This window comes from Thermogemmatispora argillosa (genome assembly GCF_059696725.1).
Genome location: NZ_AP019377.1, coordinates 2788190 through 2808224 on the forward strand (window position 1 = coordinate 2788190; position 20035 = coordinate 2808224).

Annotated in this window: 17 protein-coding genes and 1 tRNA gene; 7 read left to right on the top strand and 11 right to left on the bottom strand. The window is 59.7% G+C overall.

What is annotated here, in order from left to right:
* Positions 1-18: 18 nt before the first annotated feature.
* The 6 genes from AC6H1L_RS10865 to AC6H1L_RS10890 all read right to left on the bottom strand — a co-directional run bounded on the left by AC6H1L_RS10865 (position 19) and on the right by AC6H1L_RS10890 (position 6300).
* Positions 19-753: an SDR family NAD(P)-dependent oxidoreductase gene (locus AC6H1L_RS10865; RefSeq protein ID WP_497597535.1), complete on the bottom strand. Its 735-nt coding sequence runs from the start codon at positions 751-753 to the stop codon at positions 19-21.
* Between the two features lie 74 nt (positions 754-827).
* Positions 828-1238 (bottom strand): Fe-S cluster assembly sulfur transfer protein SufU, encoded by a 411-nt coding sequence (sufU, locus tag AC6H1L_RS10870; protein WP_497597536.1) that lies wholly within the window; start codon positions 1236-1238, stop codon positions 828-830.
* A 189-nt stretch (positions 1239-1427) separates the two neighbouring features.
* Positions 1428-2687 (bottom strand): cysteine desulfurase, encoded by a 1260-nt coding sequence (locus tag AC6H1L_RS10875; RefSeq protein ID WP_497597537.1) that lies wholly within the window; start codon positions 2685-2687, stop codon positions 1428-1430.
* Between the two features lie 302 nt (positions 2688-2989).
* On the bottom strand, positions 2990-4450 hold the full coding sequence (sufD, locus tag AC6H1L_RS10880; RefSeq protein WP_497597538.1) for a Fe-S cluster assembly protein SufD: 1461 nt from the start codon (positions 4448-4450) through the stop codon (positions 2990-2992).
* Positions 4443-5258 (bottom strand): Fe-S cluster assembly ATPase SufC, encoded by an 816-nt coding sequence (gene sufC, locus AC6H1L_RS10885; protein ID WP_497597539.1) that lies wholly within the window; start codon positions 5256-5258, stop codon positions 4443-4445. Before sufC ends, sufD begins: the two co-directional genes overlap by 8 nt.
* Before the next feature lie 538 nt (positions 5259-5796).
* Entirely contained in the window at positions 5797-6300 is a 504-nt protein-coding gene (locus AC6H1L_RS10890) for an RrF2 family transcriptional regulator (RefSeq protein ID WP_497597540.1), read from the bottom strand.
* A gap of 400 nt (positions 6301-6700) precedes the next feature.
* Between AC6H1L_RS10890 and AC6H1L_RS10895 the strand changes: the two genes are divergently transcribed.
* The 4 genes from AC6H1L_RS10895 to AC6H1L_RS10910 all read left to right on the top strand — a co-directional run bounded on the left by AC6H1L_RS10895 (position 6701) and on the right by AC6H1L_RS10910 (position 10335).
* Positions 6701-7123, top strand: coding sequence for a hypothetical protein (locus AC6H1L_RS10895; RefSeq protein ID WP_497597541.1), 423 nt, complete (start codon positions 6701-6703; stop codon positions 7121-7123).
* A gap of 298 nt (positions 7124-7421) precedes the next feature.
* Positions 7422-7497: transfer RNA gene (locus AC6H1L_RS10900), tRNA-Pro, on the top strand.
* 505 nt (positions 7498-8002) lie between these two features.
* Positions 8003-8533: an HNH endonuclease gene (locus AC6H1L_RS10905; RefSeq protein ID WP_497597542.1), complete on the top strand. Its 531-nt coding sequence runs from the start codon at positions 8003-8005 to the stop codon at positions 8531-8533.
* 269 nt (positions 8534-8802) lie between these two features.
* Positions 8803-10335 (top strand): DUF3536 domain-containing protein, encoded by a 1533-nt coding sequence (locus AC6H1L_RS10910; RefSeq protein WP_497597543.1) that lies wholly within the window; start codon positions 8803-8805, stop codon positions 10333-10335.
* A gap of 190 nt (positions 10336-10525) precedes the next feature.
* On the opposite strand, the gene AC6H1L_RS10915 is transcribed toward AC6H1L_RS10910, so the two are convergent.
* Together AC6H1L_RS10915 and ffh are read right to left on the bottom strand one after the other, a co-directional pair.
* Positions 10526-12232 (bottom strand): L,D-transpeptidase, encoded by a 1707-nt coding sequence (locus AC6H1L_RS10915; protein ID WP_497597544.1) that lies wholly within the window; start codon positions 12230-12232, stop codon positions 10526-10528.
* Between the two features lie 5 nt (positions 12233-12237).
* Positions 12238-13728 carry a signal recognition particle protein gene (gene ffh, locus AC6H1L_RS10920; protein ID WP_497601535.1) on the bottom strand — a complete coding sequence of 497 codons (1491 nt, stop codon included), beginning with the start codon at positions 13726-13728 and terminating at the stop codon, positions 12238-12240.
* Between the two features lie 153 nt (positions 13729-13881).
* Here ffh and AC6H1L_RS10925 point away from each other — a divergent pair, with 153 nt between their 5' ends.
* Entirely contained in the window at positions 13882-14682 is an 801-nt protein-coding gene (locus AC6H1L_RS10925) for a class I SAM-dependent methyltransferase (protein ID WP_497597545.1), read from the top strand.
* Between the two features lie 78 nt (positions 14683-14760).
* Here AC6H1L_RS10925 and AC6H1L_RS10930 read toward each other — a convergent pair whose 3' ends face one another.
* Entirely contained in the window at positions 14761-15423 is a 663-nt protein-coding gene (locus AC6H1L_RS10930; RefSeq protein ID WP_497597546.1) for a hypothetical protein, read from the bottom strand.
* A 13-nt stretch (positions 15424-15436) separates the two neighbouring features.
* On the bottom strand, positions 15437-16240 hold the full coding sequence (locus AC6H1L_RS10935; protein ID WP_497597547.1) for an RNA polymerase sigma factor: 804 nt from the start codon (positions 16238-16240) through the stop codon (positions 15437-15439).
* Positions 16241-16723: 483 nt separating this feature from the next.
* Here AC6H1L_RS10935 and AC6H1L_RS10940 point away from each other — a divergent pair, with 483 nt between their 5' ends.
* The gene (locus AC6H1L_RS10940; protein ID WP_497597548.1) at positions 16724-17020 is read left to right on the top strand and encodes a hypothetical protein; all 297 of its coding nucleotides are present in this window, start codon (positions 16724-16726) and stop codon (positions 17018-17020) included.
* Positions 17021-17121: 101 nt separating this feature from the next.
* Here the strand turns inward: AC6H1L_RS10940 and AC6H1L_RS10945 are convergent, their stop codons facing one another.
* The gene (locus tag AC6H1L_RS10945; RefSeq protein WP_497597549.1) at positions 17122-18045 is read right to left on the bottom strand and encodes a hypothetical protein; all 924 of its coding nucleotides are present in this window, start codon (positions 18043-18045) and stop codon (positions 17122-17124) included.
* Between the two features lie 422 nt (positions 18046-18467).
* Here AC6H1L_RS10945 and AC6H1L_RS10950 point away from each other — a divergent pair, with 422 nt between their 5' ends.
* Positions 18468-19871: a S53 family peptidase gene (locus AC6H1L_RS10950; protein WP_497597550.1), complete on the top strand. Its 1404-nt coding sequence runs from the start codon at positions 18468-18470 to the stop codon at positions 19869-19871.
* Positions 19872-20035: the final 164 nt, after the last annotated feature.

The following is a 20035-nucleotide window of genomic DNA, read 5'->3' on the forward strand; positions in this document are numbered from 1 at the left end:
CGCCTGCCAGCACAGCGCTCAGATACCGCGACCCTGGACAGGAATAATGGCCCCAGTCAGGCCATCGCTAGCGGCGCTGGCCAGAAAGATGGCTACTTCGGCGATCTCCCGCGGGCTAACCCAGCGCGCACGTAGCTCCTCGGGAGAAGGATGCAACTCCTCGATATTCGACTGGGTGGCGATCAGGCCCGGAGCAATCGCATTGACAGAGATACCGACCGCCTTGCCCGCCTGAGCAAAGGTGCGAGTCAAAGCGTCTACCCCGGCCTTGGCACAGTTGTAGGCTACTGTCTGCGCCCCAGCATTTTGAATGCTATAGGCCCGACTAAAGTTGATAATCTTGCCACCCCCCTGAGCCAACATCACAGGCCAGACCGCGCGCGTGCAGAGAAAGGCCGTGCGCAGATTATTATTCAGCTCGCTCTCCCAATCCTGTAGCGAGCATTCATGAGGAGGACCGTATTTCGTCAGCCCGCCAGCCAAATTGACCAGCACATCGATGCGTCCACGCCAAGTCAGCGCCTCCTCTACCAGGCGCTGCGCCCCCTCCTCACTGGTCAGATCGACTGCCACTCCCTTGACAGCGGCCCCACGCGCCTGCAGCTCCGCGGTCCGGGCCGTCACTCGCTCCGCACTGCGCGCCGCGATCACCAGCTCCGCGCCCTCCTCAGCAAAAAAAGCTGCCAGCGCAAACCCCATCTGGCCCGGATGGCTGACGCCGGTGATCACCGCTACTTTTCCCTCCAGGCGCATAGCGTAGGCTACTCCTTCTTGCCAGTTCTCTAGCTTGACACTCTACAGCCACAATAGTTCCGTCGGAGCCAATGTTACAGCTCTTCATCCTGATCGGCGGCCTGCTCCTGGCGCTCCAGACCAGCCAGAATCAGGCTCTTATGCAGCACGCGCAGCCCCAAGAATGCGCACTTCATACGCGCCGGACTGATCGGAATGCCCAATGCCTCCAGGATATCATCTTTTCCCAAACGCACCACTTCCTGCACGCTCTTGCCCTGCACCATTTCCGTCAGCATCGAAGTGGCCGCCTGACTGATCGCACAGCCCCGGCCCTGAAAGCGCACCGCCGTAACGCGATCGCCCTCGACCAGGAGATCCATGCTGACCTGATCACCACAAAGCGGGTTAGAATCCTCAGCATGCACTGTCGGATTCTCTAGCCGCCCATAGTTGCGCGGATCACGATAATGGTCCAGAATATACTCACGATAATCCATCGACATAGCGCTGCCTCCCAGGCAAGGAATCGACCAGGCGAGCAGAGAGCAGCAGATACTTGCTGCCTCACTGTCTAGCCATCTGGCTGTCTCGCCCGGTCTCTGCGCACCACGCCCGGCGTAAGCGGGGCCAGCCCGCGGCAAGCCTTTGCAGGCAGGCGGCGAGGAGCAGCCAGGCCCGGGACTATTATAGACCTAGAGCTGAAAAATCTCCAGCGCCCGCCGCAGTCCCTGCACCAGAATATCGATCTCCTCCGGCAGCGTATAGACATAGAAGCTGGCGCGTGCGGTCGCAGCCAGGCCCAAATGCTCCATCAGAGGCTGAGCACAATGGTGACCGGCCCGAATGGCTACCCCGAACTCCTGATCAAGGATCGAAGCCAGATCGTGCGGATGGATATCAGCCAGCGTGAAAGAGATCACCCCGCCACGCAGCTCATCCGAAGTCGGCCCATAGATCTGCAAGTGAGGCACCGTGCGCAAGCGCTCCAGGGCATAGGCCGTAATGGCGCGCTCATGCTCGCGCACCCACTCCATCCCGAGCGCGCTCAAATAATCGACAGCAGCCCCCAGCCCAACAGCCTCGGCAATGGCAGGCGTTCCGGCCTCAAACTTCCAGGGCAGATCGTTCCAGGTTGAGGAGCGCAGACTCACGCTCCGGATCATATCGCCGCCTCCCAGGAAAGGCGGCATCGCCTCCAGCAACTCGCGCTTACCGTAGAGCACCCCGATCCCAGTAGGACCGAGCATCTTATGTCCACTAAAGCAGACAAAATCAGCATCCAGCTCCTGGACATCCAGCGGCAAATGGGGAGCACTCTGAGCCGCATCTACCAGCACCACGGCCCCAGCGGCGTGGGCCTGCGCCACCATCTCCTTTACAGGGTTAATCGTGCCCAACACATTGGACATATGGGTAAAGGCCACCAGCTTCGGCCTCTGCTCCAGCAACTGAGCGTAGACATCCAGCCGCAGCCGTCCTTCTGGAGTCAACGGCACGAACTCCAGCCGTGCCCCCGTGCGCTGGGCTAAGAGCTGCCAGGGAACCAGATTGCTGTGATGCTCCATGGCCGTCAGCAGGATCAGGTCGCCGGCTTTGATGTTGGCTCCGCCCCAGCTATAGGCCACCAGATTGATGCTCTCAGTCGTATTACGCGTAAAAATGACCTGCTTGCTCTGGCGCGCGTGAATAAAGCGAGCCACCTTTGTCCGCGCGCGCTCCAGAGCCGCGGTGGCCTCCTCGCTGATCTCATAGACGCCGCGGTGCACATTGGCATGAGTGCTGCGATAATAAGCATTCATAGCCTCAATGACCGCCAGCGGCTTCTGAGAGCTGGCCGCGCTATCCAGATAGACCAGCGGCTTGCCATGGACCTGCCGAGTCAGGATGGGGAAATCGCGCCGGATCTCGTCGACACTGCGCGGCTCGCGGCGCACCTCAACAACGTCCTGCATTGTATTCCCTGATCTCTTTCTCTCTATCTACAACGCGCTCGCCAGCTTGTCGGGCACCGGATCACCGAGCAACTCCGCCCGTCTGGCCCTATCAAGTCAAGGCCCGGCCTATGGGCAGAGGTGGCGCGGCGCTCTCGTCTCCGCGCGCCGAGCGAGCGCAACAGACAGTAGCAATACAGCCGTCAAGCCAGCCAGGCCAAGCCAGCCAAAAAGCCAAGAAAAGCAAGAAAGAGAGGAGGAGCGGCGAGCAAAACCCACATCCTCCCTTCCCGTCCGGGGGAAGCGGCTGCCCGCACTCGCGCCTACTCAGGCAGTAGACGGATCTCCTCCTCTTCCGAAGGCCGATCGAAGCTCACGGCGCCCTCATCGACACCCTCGATCTCCCAGCGCTCCTGCGCCTCGATCCAGTCAGCCTCAGACTCATGGCCACCCCGCATACGGCGCACAATATTGCGACGCAGCCGGGTTCGCAAGCTATCAAGCGTAATACGCTGGAGCACCGGCTCAAAGAAGCCCTGAACAATGATACGCTCGGCCTCATCCTTGGGGAGGCCCCGAGCCATCAAGTAGAAGAGCTGTTCCTCATCGATCTGACCGGTGGTAGCACCGTGGCTGGCACTGACCTCGTTGGCACCGATCTCGAGGCCCGGAATCGCCTCCGCGCGGCAGTGCTTGCTCAGGAGCAGATTATGCTCCGACAAGAACGACGCCGTCTGCTGGGCCCCTGGCTGCACGCGGATCATGCCATCAAACTCGACGCGCGACTCATCGGTCAGAGCCCCGTGTACCAGCGTCTCCGCATTGGTCGACAGGCCCACATGGTTCGAGAGGCTCTTAATCACAAAGCGCTGATCCTGGTCGCTGAAGAAGACACCCACCAGCTCAGCAGCGCTCCCATTGCCGATCAGATTCGAACCGATGTTTGAGAATGTCAGGCGGCTGCCCAAATCCGCCATCACCCATGAGACGCTGCTGTCGGCCTCATGGATCGAATTCTTATGCATGACGCTCCAGACATTGCGGCCCAGGTCCTGGAGGCTCGTGAACTCGATGCGCGCCCCATTCTTGGTAAAGACCTCGACCACCGCGCTCAGCAAGGAAGGCTGCTCGCCCTCGAAGGCCGAGGCATACTCTTCCACATAGCGCGCGCTGCTCAGCTCATCAGCGATAATCAAAGTATGGGCAAAGGCCGCCGCCGATGGCGAATCGAGCCAGATCTGAGCCAGAATCGGCTCCTCGATCTCTACGCCACTTGGGATATAGAGGAAGATCCCGCCGCTCCAAAAGGCCGCATGGAGCGCCGTATACTTATCGGTAGCCAACGGCACAGCCTGGGTCATAAAGTAGCGCTGCACCAGGTCACCGTGTTCGCGCACCGCCGTATCCAGGTCGGTCAGAATCACGCCGCGGCTCTTCAACTCCTCGGACAACTCCACGCGCACCACCGAGCTATTGCGCTGCAACACCAGGCCCGAGCGCTCGGCGGCCCCAACCAGAGCGTTCTTCAAGCCCTGCTCGATCGAAGCCGGAAGCGCGCCATTGCCATCAGCCGGCAGATAGGGATGCAGCGTCTCGAAATGGAAGCGAGCCAGCCGCTGCAAGGTGCCGAGGTCGCCGCGCCGTCCCAGCGGGGCCGGCGTCTGCTCATAAATCTCCCAGGCCTCTAGCCGCTTCTGCAGCATCCAGTCAGGCTCACCCTTGTGGCGCGAGAGCGCGATGACCGCCTCACGCGAAAAGCCGGTTGTAGCCAGAGCCTCAGTCATTGACGCCCACCTCGCTCCCCTCGGGACGGAGCCACTCGTAGCCTTTCTCCTCCAGCTCCAGGGCCAGCTCCTTGCCACCGGAGCGCACAATGCGACCGTCGTACATCACATGTACGAAATCAGGAACAATATAATTGAGGATACGCTGATAGTGCGTAATCACCAGCAGGCCCAGCTTAGGACCGCGGAGAGCATTGACGCTATCGGAGACGATCTTAAGGGCATCGATATCAAGACCCGAGTCGGTCTCGTCCATCATGGCGATCTCCGGCTCCAGCAGGGCCATCTGCAGGATCTCGGCGCGCTTCTTCTCACCGCCCGAGAAGCCATCATTGATCGAACGATTAATGAAGCTATTATCGACCTTGAGCAGCTTCATCTTCTCGCGCAGGAGGTTGCGGAACTCAGCCGGCGGGATTGTCTTGCGAGGGGCAGGCTTGCCACTGGGCGTCTCCTCGCCGACAGGCCGGGGACCCTCACGCACAGCCTCCAGCGCACGGCGCAAGAAGTTCGCGACACTGACGCCCGGAATCGCCATCGGATATTGGAACGCCAGGAAGAGGCCCATGCGAGCGCGCCGGTCGGGCGAATATTCAAGAATGTTCTCCCCCTTAAACCAGATCTCCCCGTCGGTCACCTCGTACTTTGGGTTACCCATAATGACGTTGGCCAGCGTGCTCTTGCCGGAGCCATTGGGGCCCATCAGGGCATGGACCTCGCCCTGCCGCACCACCAGGTTAACGCCCCGCAAAATGGGCTTGCCCTCGATGCTGGCGTGAAGATTCTTAATGACCAATTCTGAAGCCATTAGCGGAAACCATCCTCCTTGGAAGCTTGAGATATGACTACCTCAGCCTGACAGCCACAGTTGTACGTCTTCTTCAGCAGTAGTAGTAGTAAAGTGAGTTAGCTTGTTCGTGAGAACAGGCAGAGAGAACCAACCGGACGGAGCAGAGCCACGAACGAAGGCGGAGCGAGCTGATCGGCGATGATCAGATCAGACCGGCGACCTTCGCTTCTCTGGCGTTGAGCCAAACAGAGCCAGTTTCGGCCAACCGGTTCATGACAGCAGACACGAGCGGCATCCGCGGTCCGCGGCAGGCGGCCTGTTCTCGGGCCAGTGAGCTGTTCGCTCAACAGCCTGTCAGTCTGTCTGCCTGTCTATCTCACTGGAGCCAGAACGGGGGAGAGTCGTGCCGCCCGCGGATCACACCGAGCGCGCGACGCTCCTCGCGATCCCCAATTCTCTCTCTCACCCGGCCACCCTTAATCAGGGCCCCCATCTCAGCAGCAGGCCCAGCCGGCCCGATCTCTGCCTCACAAGCCCCACCTCAGTTCAGATCAGCTCACACAGCCGACGACGGAGCCACACGGATATCCGAGATGGAGATAAAATGCGTCGGAGCGTTCTGCGTCTCCTGCTCGGAGGCGCCCACCAGATCGGCGAGAGTCATTGAATCCAGCGTCTGGGCAACAGCATCGCGCACCCTGGCCCAGAGGAACTTCGTCTTGCAGGAGTCCAGCAGACTGCAAATCTGCGTCATCTCCCCCTCGGTCGCGCAAATCATAGGCGAGATTGGCCCTTCCAGCACGCGCACAATTTCCCCCATCGTAATCTCCTCTGGCGGGCGACTCAGCCGATAACCACCGTGGGCCCCGCGCGTGCTGACTACCAAGGGCGGCTCAGCCTCACGCAGGAGCTTCACAAGCTGCTCCAGATAGGCTAGAGACAACTGCTCGGCCTGCGCAATGTCAGTTAATGACCGCGGGCGCGAGCTGTAGTAATGGCGAGCCAGATCAACCATGAGGCGTACGCCATACTCGCCTTTTGTCGAGACTCTGAGAATCATGGCTCGCTCCTTTCCTCGCCCCGTGGAGGGTACTGATTCCTCGCTTTCATCGCTCCTACGCAGGTTGCTCTTAATCCGACCTGCTCACTAGGATATATTCTAGCACTTTTGGCGGGAGAGCGTCAACCTCGCTGTGTGGCGGGTTGCCGCAGCCGATCGCCGCTTCGCCTCAGTCCTTCGCGCCAGTGGGGAAAGGACAAGCCAGGCGCATCCGCTCTGGCAGTCTGCCAGCCAATAGCCGGCCCGTGCAAAGGGCAGCGACCGACCGATCATTCTATTGGCATGATATCAATCCTATCTTCAAAGATGCGCAAAAAACGGCTACTATAGAGGGAGAGCTGTGATGTGACTGTGAGGACGCCACAGCAAGGGGAGTAGACAGCGAACGGCAAGGAGCAAGATGATGGAAGAAGAAGGGAAGCTCATTAAGAAGAGTCTCTGGCTCTTTGAATACAACCGGGGCGACTCCGCCCTGTACCTTCAGCAGTTTTACGCCGTCGACGAAGACGACGTACGCCGCCAGATCGAGGAGTTCATTCGGCGAGCCGACTTCCCTGTCTATTGGGAACGGCTACGCCATCTGCCCGGCGGCTTCACTATCGGCTATTCATCCCTGAAAGGGACGATCTATGAGCGACCCGATGGTAGCTTGATCGAGGAGAGCGAGACGGCAGACGCCCAGGTCGCCGCAGCAGGCTCGGCAGGCTCGCCACCACAGTCAACCGCTCCTACCCCGCAGGGAGGAGAAACCGCTGCCCCGACCGTCAGCGAGAGCAGGCCAGAGACAGCTTGCGGTCCTACAAGTGAGGAGGCTCCCGGCTGATAGCTCTCAGCAGGCTCGCTTTTTCTTTTCTCTCACCCTATTGCCAAGCCAAGATCGCCTGTGCTATACTATGCAACGACAAGAGGCACGCGAGAACGGCTACGCTTGCAGGCCGCTCGCCAGCAGTATGGCTGCCCTGGCCTGCATCGCATCGTCTCCGTTTCGCCTCTCCCTTACTGGCTCGCGCTGGTGAGGGCGCTCGTAGGTTGTTCGTCTCACCCATCGATTGCGTAGAAGGGGAATAACCGAGCAGAGCAAACGAGCGAGACCGGCGAAGAACTTGCACGAGTCGGTTTAGCGGGGTGTAGCGCAGTGGCTAGCGCGCAGCGTTCGGGACGCTGAGGTCGGAGGTTCGAGTCCTCTCACCCCGACCAAGTTGACACTTTCTCTTCCTGGAGCTCATCTCTCGTTAGGTTCGTTGCCTGGCCGGCCCAGCAGCCGGCTAGTTCGACGGTCGGCTGAGGTCGGGGCAGGCCCGACCGCCGGTCCGATAATCAGGTGGAGCCTGCGGTTACTGGCTCATAGCACTCGCCTGAAAAAGGTTGCCTCTAGAGCAGAGGAAGCAGACGACCAGTGGGCTGATAGAACAGAATGGCAGTCTTCTTCCTCCTGCTAACCCAACCGGGTAGGGCTATACCAGGCAGTCGCCCAGCAGCCAGCTCCCCTGATCAGCGGATCAGGAGTCTGCCCAATCCCTGTCTGCCCGATCGTGCAATGTCAACGCCCGTCTCCTCGTCCAATCGGTGAGCAATGCAGGCGGCGATGAGAAGCTGACGAGAGGTGAGGCTCTGGCCTCTCTCCTCCTCTAGCCCCGGTTCGGCTTCCTCCTCGCTGTCTGCCTGGTGGTTCAGCTCTGACAGAGAGGAAGGAAAGCCATTCATGCCTGTCTTAGTTCTGAACTCTTCCTTTCAGCCTCTCTCGGTCATTTCAGAGCGTCGTTTGGTCGTCCTGCTCTTAAAGAAGAAAGTGACTTTCCTGGACGACGAGGTTCGCAAGGCCATTGAGGAGAATATTCGAGCCCGCCGCCTGGACTACGAGCGGCCCGTGATTGTGCAGCTGCTGGCCAATGTCCGGGTGCCGCGCGTTGCCCTTCAGCCGACGCGGGCGAATATCTTTCTGCGCGACGAGGAAACCTGTCAGTACTGCGGGAAGCGCACCCGTGAGCTGACGCTTGATCATGTGATCCCGCGCTCGCGCGGTGGTAAGAGCACGTGGGAGAATCTGGTTACCTGCTGTAAGGCCTGCAATAGTAAGAAGGGTAACCGCCTCCTCAAAGAGGCCAATATGCGCCTGATCCGCCAGCCTCGTCCGCTGACGCAGGAGTACGCCGGTGTCTTTCTGCTGCGGTACCCGAAGCTGCGCCAGGCTTATGAGGAGTTCTTGATGAGCACTCAGTCGCGCTCGGCCTGAGCTGAGAGCCGCATGTCAGCCACGCCAGCGCTGCCGGGGCAGTCCGGCCGCGGCTGCGGAGGCAGCATTGGTACTGGCATTGACCAGGCAGGCAAGTCAGGCCGAGGGTCCGCTGAGCTGCTGCGCTTGTCTCTACTGCTAGAGCGGCCTGTCTCTGGAACTGGCCGCCCTGGGCGCTCGTACTACGCGACTTTATGCCAGATACCGGTTGGCCGACCAGGCAGCAGCTCAGCTAACTCCTGTGAGCAGGTGAGAAGGTTCGTTTGTCTATGCTTGAACAGCAAGCGGTGAGCGAGGCCGAGACGTCCGATGCTGCGCCTCTCTTCCTCTGCCTCCACGGGCATTTCTACCAGCCCCCGCGCGAGGACCCCTTTACGGGCGCCATTCCTGTCGAGGCCGAAGCCGCTCCTTTCGCCAATTTCAATGAGAAGATTACGGCGGAATGCTACCGCCCAAATGCCGAGGCCGGCAATTTTGAGCTGATTAGCTATGACCTGGGGCCAACGCTGGCCTCCTGGCTGGCCGACCATCATCCCGATGTGCATCAGACTATCGTTGAGGCCGATCGGCAGCATCGGGCCCGCTATGGCACCGGCAATGCTCTGGCTCACCCCTACCATCATGTGATCCTCCCTCTGGCTAACAGCCGCGATAAGTATACGCAGATCGTCTGGGGGCTGGAGGATTTTCGCCAGCGCTACGGTCGCGAGGCCGTGGGTATGTGGCTGCCTGAGACCGCGGTGGATATGGAGACCCTCGATCTGCTAGCGCGCTGCGGCATCTCCTTTACTGTACTGGCCCCTTGGCAGGCTGCCACCTCGGTTGATGTGACAGAGCCATATGTGGTGCGCTTGCCGGCTGGCCGCAGCATGACGGTCTTTTTCTACCATGCCCCGCTCTCCGGCGCGGTCTCCTTTGATGGCAATGTGACGGCTAATGCCGACCAGTTCGCCACGGCAATTTTGCCCTCTCATCTGGCGGCGGAGAAACTGGCACGGCGTGAACCTCAGTTGATTCTGATCGCGACCGATGGCGAACTCTACGGCCACCATTGGATCTGGCGCGATAAGTTTTTGACGCGTTTGGTACGTCACAGCGCTGAAGCAGCGGGTTTTCAGTTGTGTACGCTGGAACGCTATCTGCGCTTGCATCCGCCACGTCGTGAGGTTACGCTGCGCACGCCAACGGCCTGGAGTTGCTTTCATGGTGTCGATCGCTGGTCTCGCGGCTGCGCCTGCACTGAAGGGCGCAGCGACTGGAAAGGGGCGCTGCGTCAGGCGCTGAGTCGTCTGGCTGCCCGTGGCGATCAGCTCTTCGAGCGTTTTGCAGCAGAGGTGTTGCGCGACCCCTGGGCAGCCCGCAACGGCTACCTGGCCCTGCGCAACGGCTGGCGTTCATCTGAAAGCTTCTGGGAAGAGTTTGCCCGGCCCGGCGCTTTGGCAGGGAAAGCCAGCAGTGCTGAGAAGCGTCAGCGCACTTTGTGGCTGCTAGAGGCTGAGTACTACTTGCTGTGCAGCTTCACAAGCTGCGCCTTTTTCTTCGAGGATCTGGACCGCATTGAGCCGCGCAATGCGCTTGCTTTCGCCCGTCGTGCTATTAGCCTCTTCTGGCAGGCCCTGGGTGTTGATTTGCAGCGCGCTTTTCTGCAGGACCTGCGCGCGGCCCGCAGTTGGCGCCATCCTGTAAGCGGGGCCGATCTTTATCTGCGCCTGCCTCGGGTGCGCGCTGATCTCTTGCCTCCACTGCCTTCGCCGCGCGAGCTGGCTCAGGAGAGCGAGGGCAAGGGGGAGGATGTGGCCTAAGTGCAGGAGCAAGGTTGCTCGCCCTTGGTCTGGAACGGCTTCCCCGGCACCCGGCTCGGCTGGTCAGAGCAGCCTGCCGCTTTGAGAGCGCTGCTCTGACCCTGACTGGCCAGAGCAGCGCCTCTCGCATTCACTCTTTCCCGACTTTTGATCCGCCAGGTTCTCTGCTTCTCGGATCAGGCAGCCAGTATCAGTAGATGACGATGACGGTGTTCCAATCGGTATGGCCATAGAGCCAGGCCATCTGATCTTCCTGGACGTTGACACAGCCGTGGCTGCCATTGCCGGCAAAGTCCTCGTCGCCGCCTCGGTCATAATGGGGGAATTGGGTGCCGGGACCAAAGTCGACACGCCACCAGGCGTCGTGGACGAAGAAGCCTCCCCAGTGGTAGAGAATGGCGTAGTTGATGTGGGTAGGAGGATAGTAGTAGGGCGAGCCTGGTGGATCGCTCGACTTAAATTCTGTCGGCGATTCGCGATTCTGCGTTGGCCAGACTCCCGGCAGGGCCGGACGCTCCACCCGGCCCGTGGTGACCAGGAAGGCGTTCACCAGCTTGCCGTGATCGTAGATACGCATGGCCTGCTCAGTAAAGGAGACCATCAGTACTTGCGTACCGCGTAGATGATAGTGGTCGAGGATCTGCAGATCAGTCTGATGGACCTTATTGTAGGGTGTATGATCATTGTAGTTCTGCTCCATCATCTGGAGATTGAATAGCTCGTTCTTCTCCTCGTCGACAATCGCCTGATAGTCCTCCGTGGTGTAGGTCCAGCTCAGCTCACGGTTAAGCCAGTAACCGATACCGTCGAGGGTATAACCTGCATCGAGAATGTAATTGTTGCCGTCAAATTTATCGTGATAGAGATGGGCTTGGCCCCAGGCCCGCGCCTGACGGTCGATTTCGTTCACCAGCCAGTAGGCCTCACCCCGCACCAGGTCGGGATACATAGCCGCCATATCGGCATCGATCTGGCGCGAGACCGCCAGGTACTGCTCTAGCGTTGTGGCGCGCTCCATTGCGGCTTTGTCGGCGTTGTAGCGTTGCTGATAGGCGCTGGCATCGACCCCATATTTTTTGAGATCGTCAAGCTGGGCCTTAAAAGCATTGAGTTTGGCGCTGCCAACATAGGGAACAGCCTGAATGGAATTGACCACGGCTAGCTCATACTGGGCGTTGATCAGGCTCTGGAGGTGCTGGAAATCGGCAGGCTTGATGGCCTGGTTGAAGGACTGCAGGTCGTCCTGATATTGAGCCTGCATGGCGGTCACGTCGATATTGGCTTTCTGCAGTTGCTTAATGGTATTTTGCAAATCGTTCAAGCGGTCATGCGTAGTCTTCATGAGATTCAGGGCCTGGGCCTGAGTCTGGGCATCCTTACTGATGGCGGCATAATCGCGAGGATAGCGCGCCGTGGCCATGAGACCCTGGTCGTGCTGATACTGCTGCGTGAAAAATTGAAGATTACCGAAACCATCAATGCGACGGGCCGTCAGGGCATCCTGGAAGTTCTGCATGTCCTGCTGAGCCCGCGTCTGGAATTCTTCAGTAGCAGTATCAATTATTTGCTGGGTTTGTTCTTGCAAATGTTTGTATTGAGTGGTCAGATGATCATAATACGCAATCACCGGTCGATCGTCGAAAGGAGAAAAGGGGGGAGAGCTGTTACTGAGAGCCGCCTCCTGTCTCTGGATTGGCTGAAGCAAAGATGTCGGTACACCGATAGAGAGGGCATAGCGCAGCAAGCGATCGAGCTGATCCTTGCTCTGGCTGGCCTGCTGGCTAGCATGAGAATCGCCGCCGCAGGCGCTCATTAGCAATAAGAGCAACATCAAGCTCAGCAGGAGCAGGGCGCCAGGCGCCGGCGGATGAGCACGGGGCTGGGGTCTGGCCAGCATAGGGATTACCTCCTCTTCTTCTGCTTGGCCTTTTGCTTCTTACGTTCCTTGCGGGCAGCCTTACCGGTCTTTTTCCCCTCTCCCGAGTTCAGCTGAGGCAAATTTGGAGCTGCCGGCATCCCCGGCAATCCTGTGGCCAGACCACCGCCATCGCTGGCATACTGACGCAGCAGGCGGGCCCAGGGGCCTTTGCCGCTGGCGAGCTGGCGCAGCATAGCGCGCATCTCATTGAACTGAGTGAGGAGCTGATTGACTTCCTGCACGCTGGTGCCGCTACCGCGTGCAATGCGCCGGCGTCGGCTGCCATTAATGATATCGGGATTGCGTCGCTCTTCGGGCGTCATCGAGAGAATGATCGCCTCAATATGTTTCAAGGGATCGCCTTCCAAGGCCTCGTCCATCTCAGGCAGGGCCGCCAGTTTGTTGAAGCCTGGGAGCATCTCCAGGATGGAGCGCAAAGGCCCCATGCGCTTGAGCTGGCGCATGGCCTTGAGGAAGTCCTCCAGATCAAACTGTCCCTGCTGCAGGCGGGCCTGCGTCTGGAGGGCCTCTTGCTGATCAATGGCTTCTTGCGCCCGCTCGATGAGGGTCAGGACATCGCCCATTCCCAGTATACGCGAGGCCAAACGGTCGGGATAAAACGGTTCCAGGGCGTCCGTCTTTTCACCGACGCCCAGAAACTTAATGGGCACCCCAGTGACCGCGCGAATGGAGAGCGCTGCGCCGCCGCGAGCGTCACCATCCATCTTGGTCAGGATCATGCCAGTCAGGGCCACCGCCTGGTTAAAGTCGCTGGCTACGCGTACCGCCTCCTGACCGGTCATGGCATCGGCTACAAGCAGGACCTCACGCGGCTGCACACGGTTACGAATGGCGATGATCTCCTGCATCATCTGTTCGTCGATATTGAGGCGCCCGGCAGTATCGAGAATGACAACCGAAGCAGCCTGCTCGCGGGCGTAGTCCACAGCATGGACACAGATATCAACGGGATTGGCCCCCATCGGCTCGGCGTAGACAGGGATCGAGAGCTGTTTGCCCAGCGTCTGAAGCTGACGGACAGCCGCCGGTCGATACATGTCGGCGGCGACGAGTAGCGGGCGCTGCCCCTCTTTGCGCAGGTAGTTGGCAAGCTTGGCCGCCGTCGTTGTTTTACCTGAGCCTTGCAGGCCTACCAACATGATGACGTTGGGCGGCGGGCCTCCCAGGTCAAGCCGGTTCTCGTTCCCCTGGCCCCCCAACATCTCTATGAGTTCTTCATGCACGATCTGCAGCACTTGCTGAGCCGGCGAAAAGCTCCCCAAAACCTCGGCGCCGATGGCCTTGGCGCGTACGCGCTCGACAAATTGCCGTACGACGCGCAGGTTGACATCCGCTTCCAAGAGGGCCAGGCGCACCTCTCGCATGGCTTCATTGACATCGGCCTCGGTCAGCTTCCCCTTCCCACTTAGACCGCTAAAGATGCCTTCAAGGCGCTTTGAGAGACTTTCAAACATAGCCATAGGAATAGATTCCTCGCTCCACCAATCGCGTTATCAGTCGCCCTATTATACCATCTTTCCCGGCTTTGTTTGCACTCGTTATAAGGATACTCCTTTTTCTGTACAACTCTCCGACGAAAAGCGACCATCCCTATTACTATATAATCGATGAGCATCTCCTATGTTCTCGTTGGGGAGAATTCTGGTGTGTTTACCGTCAAACGTTCGCAGGCAACACTTTTTCAGGGTCAGGCTGGAGAGCAATGGCAGCAGTGGATTGCCAGCGGCTGCGACTACATTGAGAGCTGTGCGGCAGGTCTGTACGGCGGGCAGGCCCTGGGACAACAGGAGCTGCTTGTGATGGGTTGCGGTCACGGCCAGCTTTGTATAGAGCTGGCACGGCGCGGGGCCATAATCGTCGGTCTCGAAGAGTCACCGGCGGCTCTGGCCCAGGCGCAGCGGCAGGCCCAAGAGCACGCGCTGGGCCAGGTGATTACCTATGTTCAGGGGACTGTTGAGAGGCTGCCTTTCGCAACCGGCTCTTTCTCAATGGCGGTCTCATGGCAGGCTCAGGGGCAGGTCAAGGATTGGCGGGCAGCGATTGCAGAAATAGCGCGTGTGCTGGCGCCGGGCGGTCTACTGGTTTTCGTGACCCTCAATCGCACCTGGCTCGCCCGGCTACTGCTCAGCCCGATGGGGGAACGCTTGCCACTTGATCTCAAGGCTGGCAGTTCTGTCCGCTGGCGGGATCTCATTCGGCCCCGCGAGCTAGCCTTTCTGCTGACTGCCTACGGCCTGCAGCCAGGCGAGATACGCGGCCTTCGCCCCCGCCCCCGCAGCTTTAGCAGCGACAACCTGGCCTGGGAGCTGAGTCGCTTTCAAGGGCTTTTCTACCTCGGCCAGGCCGTGCGCCTGCCCCCCAGGAGGTTCCTCCGCCCTGCAGACCAGCATGCCGGGCCACCGCGATGACAAGCCAGGCAGATAAAAGCCTGGCCGTGTTGAGCGAGCAGCAGAAGCAGGCCAGGCAGAGAGGAGAAACGGTCAAGGTTATTCCTCTAACCAAAGGCGCTTCTCCTGCTCGCTCATATCGCTGCGTGCAATGGCCTCGGCAAAACTCTGCCTGGTTGGCGCCGCCTGACGCTGCTGAAGCGCCGCCTCGCCTGTCTGCCTGCGATTAAGAGCGAGTGTTGGCTGACTGTTACGCAGCAAGTCACTAAACTGCTGCGGACTGATATTGAAGAAGCCTGCCAGCCGCTCCAGTTGGCGAGCGCTGAGGCTCAGCAGATCGATCAGACCGTCCTCAAACTTTTTCCAGACATCGACGCCCAGGTGCAAACCACGCGCCGCCTCAACCAGACTCAGCCGACGCTGTAGGCGCAGCTCGCGCAGGGTTTTGACGGAAGCAAGCGAGGCAGCAGCGGGCTCAGAGGCCTTCTGAGGGTCAGCTCTGATACCAAAGACACGCTCCCAGGCGCGTTGACGGGCCCGCTCCGTCAGGGGCAGCAAGCTGGTCTCTTCAGGCGAGGCGGGGGCGCCATGCTCTGCTGCGAGCGCCGTAGCGCGATAGGCGATGATGAAATCGATAAGGGCCTCCTGAGCCTCGGGATGAGAGCGCAAGAGTGCGATTTGTGCCTGTTTATCGCCGCGTTCCTCAGCGGCCAGCCAGGCCATCTTGAGCTGTTGGAGTGTGCGGCTGTCCATACTTGCCATAATTGACGCCTCCTCACCTTTGCTGATTCTGCCCGTGAGCCGTGGGCATAGACGGCGCTGATCCTGGCTGGAGCTGTTGGCGCACCTGCGTGGCTTCCAGCTCCCTCCGTTCGCGATCAAGGCAGGCCCGCAGATAGGACCGGGCCTTCTCATAGCGCAGGCGCACCGTGCGCTCCGTCCTCTGACATAGCTGCGCAATATCGTCCCATTTCAGTCCCTCGAAGACGCGCAGCACCACAATTTTGCGATCAAGCGGGTCCGAAAGGTAGGCCAGAATGCGCACGCTCTCCTCAGCGGCGTGCAGGCGCTCATAGGCATCCTGGGGATCAGCCACATCGGCGCCGGGCGATCCTTCGTCCTCGGAAGGACTCGCCTGCAGCGACTCCATCAGTGAGCGCGGAATATGCTGCGGCTGCCCCGCTGGACGCCCTTCGCTGTCGCGCCGGTAGTGCAGTCCTTCCTGCCGCAGGACACGCATAAACTCATCGGCACACAGACAGTGCAAATAATGGGGAAAGTTTTGCGTCATGAACAGCTCTTGTGGATCGAGCGCCTCCCGCAACAGGTGCTCGAACATGTTGGCAATCGCCTCCTCACGCAGGTCGGGCCGATGGCGTAAGCCCAACGTGCGCCTTTGAAACTCCGGCGCGCAGCGCTCGACCAGCACCTCACTGAGGAGCTGGACACGCTCGCTATCTCCCTGTGCACTACAGGCCCGGATCGCTAGCACCAGCTCGGCTTCGCTCACTACATAGCGGCCTTCTGGAGTCTTGCGCCGCACTTGCTCTCTGAGAGCGGGGTCCTGCAGGTTGATCATGCCTATGCTCTCCCCTTGTCTTATTTCAGCTGATCCTGTTTCCCCAGGCATGGCAGTCAGCGCGCTTTCTTACAGGTGACTATGCTATTGTCTCTTTCTTTCTGAGGCCGGGCAAAGCGGTAAAGCCGCGCCGGCCTCCCTGGCAATCTGGTGTTTGAAGGGGGGGCCCCACCTTATCTGACTTTCTCGCAGCTTAGCAGAAAGGCCCTCCGTCGGGCAAGCTAGCTGTTTGCTGGTTCATCTGCTCAAGGGGGCGCTCGCGCTGGCAGGCTCAGAGTGCATGGCGAAGCAGAGACCATATGGACGAGGCGCCCGCTTTGCGTTATCATCTAGCTGGATGAGCTGTCTTTCATTCCTTAAAATAGAGAGTATTAAGCGCAGTGGGAACCGCTTGCCAGCATAGACAGCGCTCTCCTCTCGTCACGCCTTTTTGAGGCTGCCACGTTTTCTGAGGTTTTCCATAGAAAGAAGGTGGTAACTGCGATGGAGCTGGAAAAGGTAAAGCCGTCACACGTACCGACTGTTGCCCCCAAGTATCCGCAGTGGCCGACATCGCGACCCGGGCCGCAGGTCACGGAGCCACCGCCGGGCTACCGTCCCGTGCCCGTGCGCAGCGACCAGGTCATTGAGCTGGCCGCCGGCGTCACGTGGAGCGAAACCGGCATCCGTTTCATGGAGCAAATGGGGCTGACGCCAGTGGGGCAGAACAACCAGGAGGAGCCGCCCAAAGAGAAAGGATGGCTCCGGCTGCGGAAATCGCGTCCTGATCTTCCTCGCTGAGGGGCGGGCCTGGGCGCGGCCAGACCCAGGGTTGAGGAGCCAGCCGAGTACCATAGAAGCAGTGTCCGGCTGCAGGTAGGCGGCCAGCTCTCGACGGCACTTCAGCAGCGCCAGGGCAGGCTGAGTTGCTGGTCGTTCCAGGAGAAGATGATTTTTCCCGAGGCCGGGCAGGTCGCGGGGAGATAGATAATGAGCTGCTGCTGCTGTCCCGGCTCAATGCTGCCGCTGGCAGGGTTCACGCGGGCGGCCACGCCCTGGGCCCAGGCTTGCCAGTGCACGCTGCCCGCCGGCCCGCTGGCCATCAGCGTCACTGTACAACGATAGCCGTTATCAGGCAGACAGTTGGCCGGGCTGAGGCTCTGAGGGAAGATCGCCAGTTCGATCGTTGCAGCAGTCTGGCCGCGCTGCCCTCCCGCCAGTTTGCCGCTAGCGGTCGCCGAGAGGAGCGAGCTCGGTGAGAGGCCTTCACGTGCCGCCAGCACGGTTAACAGATAAATCAGGAGGCTTACGCTCAAGAGCAGCAGAAGCACAGAGGCGATGAGCGTTCCTAGCCAGAGCTTCTTGAAATTGGGGCCACCCGAAGCACCACGCGAGACCTGCTTTTGCGGTTCTGGCCGCAGTCGACCTCGCGACCAGCGCTGCGGCTGCTGAGCCACAGGCGTCGACTCTTGGGACAAGACCGGCACCGTCGGCGCACTGTGGAAGGTGGCTTGTTGGCTAGCCCCCTGCTGAACAGGATGCGCTAGCGGGAGCGTGTCCGCATCGTGCTCAGCCACTATGGTGTCGGGCGAGGAGACGATCAGCGCCGCTTGCTCTTGCCGATCAACGGCAACGGCCTGACGCTCTAGCGTGGCTTCAGCTCCAGTTTCATGCTCCTCACCAGCTATCTCAGCCCTGGCGGCTGCCGCGGTCTGCTTTTGCCCCCCGCTCTCCACAGTATCCGCTGCTGTAGACTCTCCTACCCCGGCGCGCTCCTCACCAGGCTGCCGCCCCTGGTGCGCTGACGTCTCTGGCGACCCGGTCATCGTCAAGTCAAGCTCTCCTTCCTGCTCAGATTGACACTGCAGACTACCCATTGCTACCGTGCTTTTTCCCTCCTTCTTTTTCAGTATACGAACGGTCTGGAGGGAAAGTGACGCAGTCATCGTGGCAGCAGACCTTTGGTTCTGATAGAGACTTTACAGCGAGAGTGAAGCGGAGAAGGCGCGCCGGGTTTGCCTCTAGAGATGATCCAGCCCTTAAGCAAGCGAGCAGACAATCAAGCTTCACATGTTTAGATTTCTTAAGCTAGATCTTTACCTTCTATCAACCTGTTCCTCTTCAAAAAAAGCTGGAAGACCATGTATACTATAAGCGGGTGCCATTCCTATTCCTCTCTATCCGCACCAGGCACGAGCCTTCTCTATTGTCTTAAGGCACTATGTTTTGAAAAGGGGGTCAGACATTGATGAACGATTTAGCTCTCGTCCGTCGGCTCTCGCGCCTGCTCATCACCATAGTAGCGGTCAGCGCGCTGCTGGTGCTCAGCCTCGGTCTGAGCGGAGGAGCGAGCGCGGCGACACTGACGGCTCATGGTGTCCGCGGCTTTGCCGTGGTACACCCACAGTACGAGTACGTAGGTGTCGCCCGTAGTGATACGACCTTCCGCTGTCAGACGACCACACCGCCCAACTGCTACGGCCCCAAGCAGATTCAAGCGGCGTATGAGATCACTCCGGTCCTGAATAAAGGGATTACAGGAAAAGGACGTACTATCGTTATCATTGACGCCTACCAGAGTCCCACCATCACCCACGATCTACAGACCTTCGATTCTATCTTTGGGCTACCCGATCCGCCTTTTACCATCATCGCACCGGACGGATTGACTCCCTTCGATCCAAACGATGCGAACCAGGTAAGCTGGGCGGGCGAGATTACGCTTGATGTAGAATGGGCTCACGCTGTTGCTCCCGATGCTCGTATCGTGCTGGTGCTGGCCAAGTCCAATCAGGATACGGATATTCTCAGCGCAACTCGTTACGCGATCCGTCACAACCTGGGAGACGTGATCTCTCAGAGCTTCGGCGAGGGCGAGAGCTGCGTTGACCCGAAGCTGCTGCGCCAGGAGCATGAACTCTTCCTGGAGGCAACCCTGAAGGGCATTACGTTGTTCGCTTCCTCGGGCGATCAGGGAGCGGCTCAGCCGACTTGCGACGGCAATTCCTATTTCCTCAGCGTGAGTTCGCCGGCCAGTGATCCGCTGGTGACGGGCGTTGGAGGAACAAAGCTGATCGCTGATGGCCAGACTGGTGCTTACCAGAGTGAGACAGTCTGGAACGAGCCGCAGTATGAAGGGGCCAGCGGCGGCGGCTTCAGCACCATCTACCCCAAGCCGTTCTACCAGTTCGGTACTGCCGGTATCGGTCGCTACCGGGGCGTGCCCGATGTGGCCTATAATGCCGCGGTCGACGGCGGCGTCCTGGCTGTGTGGAGCTCCTCGGGTCTGGGTCAGGATCTGGTCTTCCGCTTCGGCGGCACAAGCGCTGGTTCGCCCCAATGGGCTGGAATCACCGCCCTGGCTGACCAGCTTGGCCATCGCCGTGTGGGCTTCCTCAATCCGGCTTTCTACCTGATCGGTCATTCGCCACTCTATGGGCGCGCTTTCCATGACATCACTACCGGGAACAATACCTTCACTGGCACCGATGTTAACGGCAACTCGGTGACTATTAACGGCTACTCCGCCGGAAAGGGTTGGGACCCCGTGACCGGTTGGGGAACGCCACGCGTGGCCAATCTCTTGCCTCTGCTGGTGGCTTTCGGCTGCGGCACCTCGGGCCGCGATTTGGCTCGGGCCCGCGCTCTGTAGCTACTGGCCAGGAACCTGGCTAAGTAAGGAGGGAGAAGGACCACTCTGACTCGGCCTCCTTCTCCCTCTTGCCTGTCCTCTCCTCATTTTTCCGCTTCTTCCTCTTTTCATGTTATTCCCTCCCATCTTTATGTCTCAGCATCCTTATATACCTGTATCTTTTA

Bases quoted from the DNA above. Each gene is read 5' to 3' on its own strand.
- AC6H1L_RS10940 (WP_497597548.1), top strand. From the start codon at position 16,724: ATGGAGCTGGAAAAGGTAAAGCCGTCACACGTACCGACTGTTGCCCCC.
- AC6H1L_RS10935 (WP_497597547.1), bottom strand. From the start codon at position 16,240: ATGATCAACCTGCAGGACCCCGCTCTCAGAGAGCAAGTGCGGCGCAAG.
- AC6H1L_RS10950 (WP_497597550.1), top strand. From the start codon at position 18,468: ATGAACGATTTAGCTCTCGTCCGTCGGCTCTCGCGCCTGCTCATCACC.
- AC6H1L_RS10895 (WP_497597541.1), top strand. From the start codon at position 6,701: ATGATGGAAGAAGAAGGGAAGCTCATTAAGAAGAGTCTCTGGCTCTTT.
- ffh (WP_497601535.1), bottom strand. From the start codon at position 13,728: ATGTTTGAAAGTCTCTCAAAGCGCCTTGAAGGCATCTTTAGCGGTCTA.
- AC6H1L_RS10925 (WP_497597545.1), top strand. From the start codon at position 13,882: ATGAGCATCTCCTATGTTCTCGTTGGGGAGAATTCTGGTGTGTTTACC.
- AC6H1L_RS10910 (WP_497597543.1), top strand. From the start codon at position 8,803: ATGCTTGAACAGCAAGCGGTGAGCGAGGCCGAGACGTCCGATGCTGCG.
- AC6H1L_RS10875 (WP_497597537.1), bottom strand. From the start codon at position 2,687: ATGCAGGACGTTGTTGAGGTGCGCCGCGAGCCGCGCAGTGTCGACGAG.
- sufU (WP_497597536.1), bottom strand. From the start codon at position 1,238: ATGTCGATGGATTATCGTGAGTATATTCTGGACCATTATCGTGATCCG.
- AC6H1L_RS10915 (WP_497597544.1), bottom strand. From the start codon at position 12,232: ATGCTGGCCAGACCCCAGCCCCGTGCTCATCCGCCGGCGCCTGGCGCC.
- AC6H1L_RS10905 (WP_497597542.1), top strand. From the start codon at position 8,003: ATGCCTGTCTTAGTTCTGAACTCTTCCTTTCAGCCTCTCTCGGTCATT.
- sufD (WP_497597538.1), bottom strand. From the start codon at position 4,450: ATGACTGAGGCTCTGGCTACAACCGGCTTTTCGCGTGAGGCGGTCATC.
- AC6H1L_RS10945 (WP_497597549.1), bottom strand. From the start codon at position 18,045: ATGACCGGGTCGCCAGAGACGTCAGCGCACCAGGGGCGGCAGCCTGGT.
- AC6H1L_RS10890 (WP_497597540.1), bottom strand. From the start codon at position 6,300: ATGATTCTCAGAGTCTCGACAAAAGGCGAGTATGGCGTACGCCTCATG.
- AC6H1L_RS10865 (WP_497597535.1), bottom strand. From the start codon at position 753: ATGCGCCTGGAGGGAAAAGTAGCGGTGATCACCGGCGTCAGCCATCCG.
- AC6H1L_RS10930 (WP_497597546.1), bottom strand. From the start codon at position 15,423: ATGGCAAGTATGGACAGCCGCACACTCCAACAGCTCAAGATGGCCTGG.
- sufC (WP_497597539.1), bottom strand. From the start codon at position 5,258: ATGGCTTCAGAATTGGTCATTAAGAATCTTCACGCCAGCATCGAGGGC.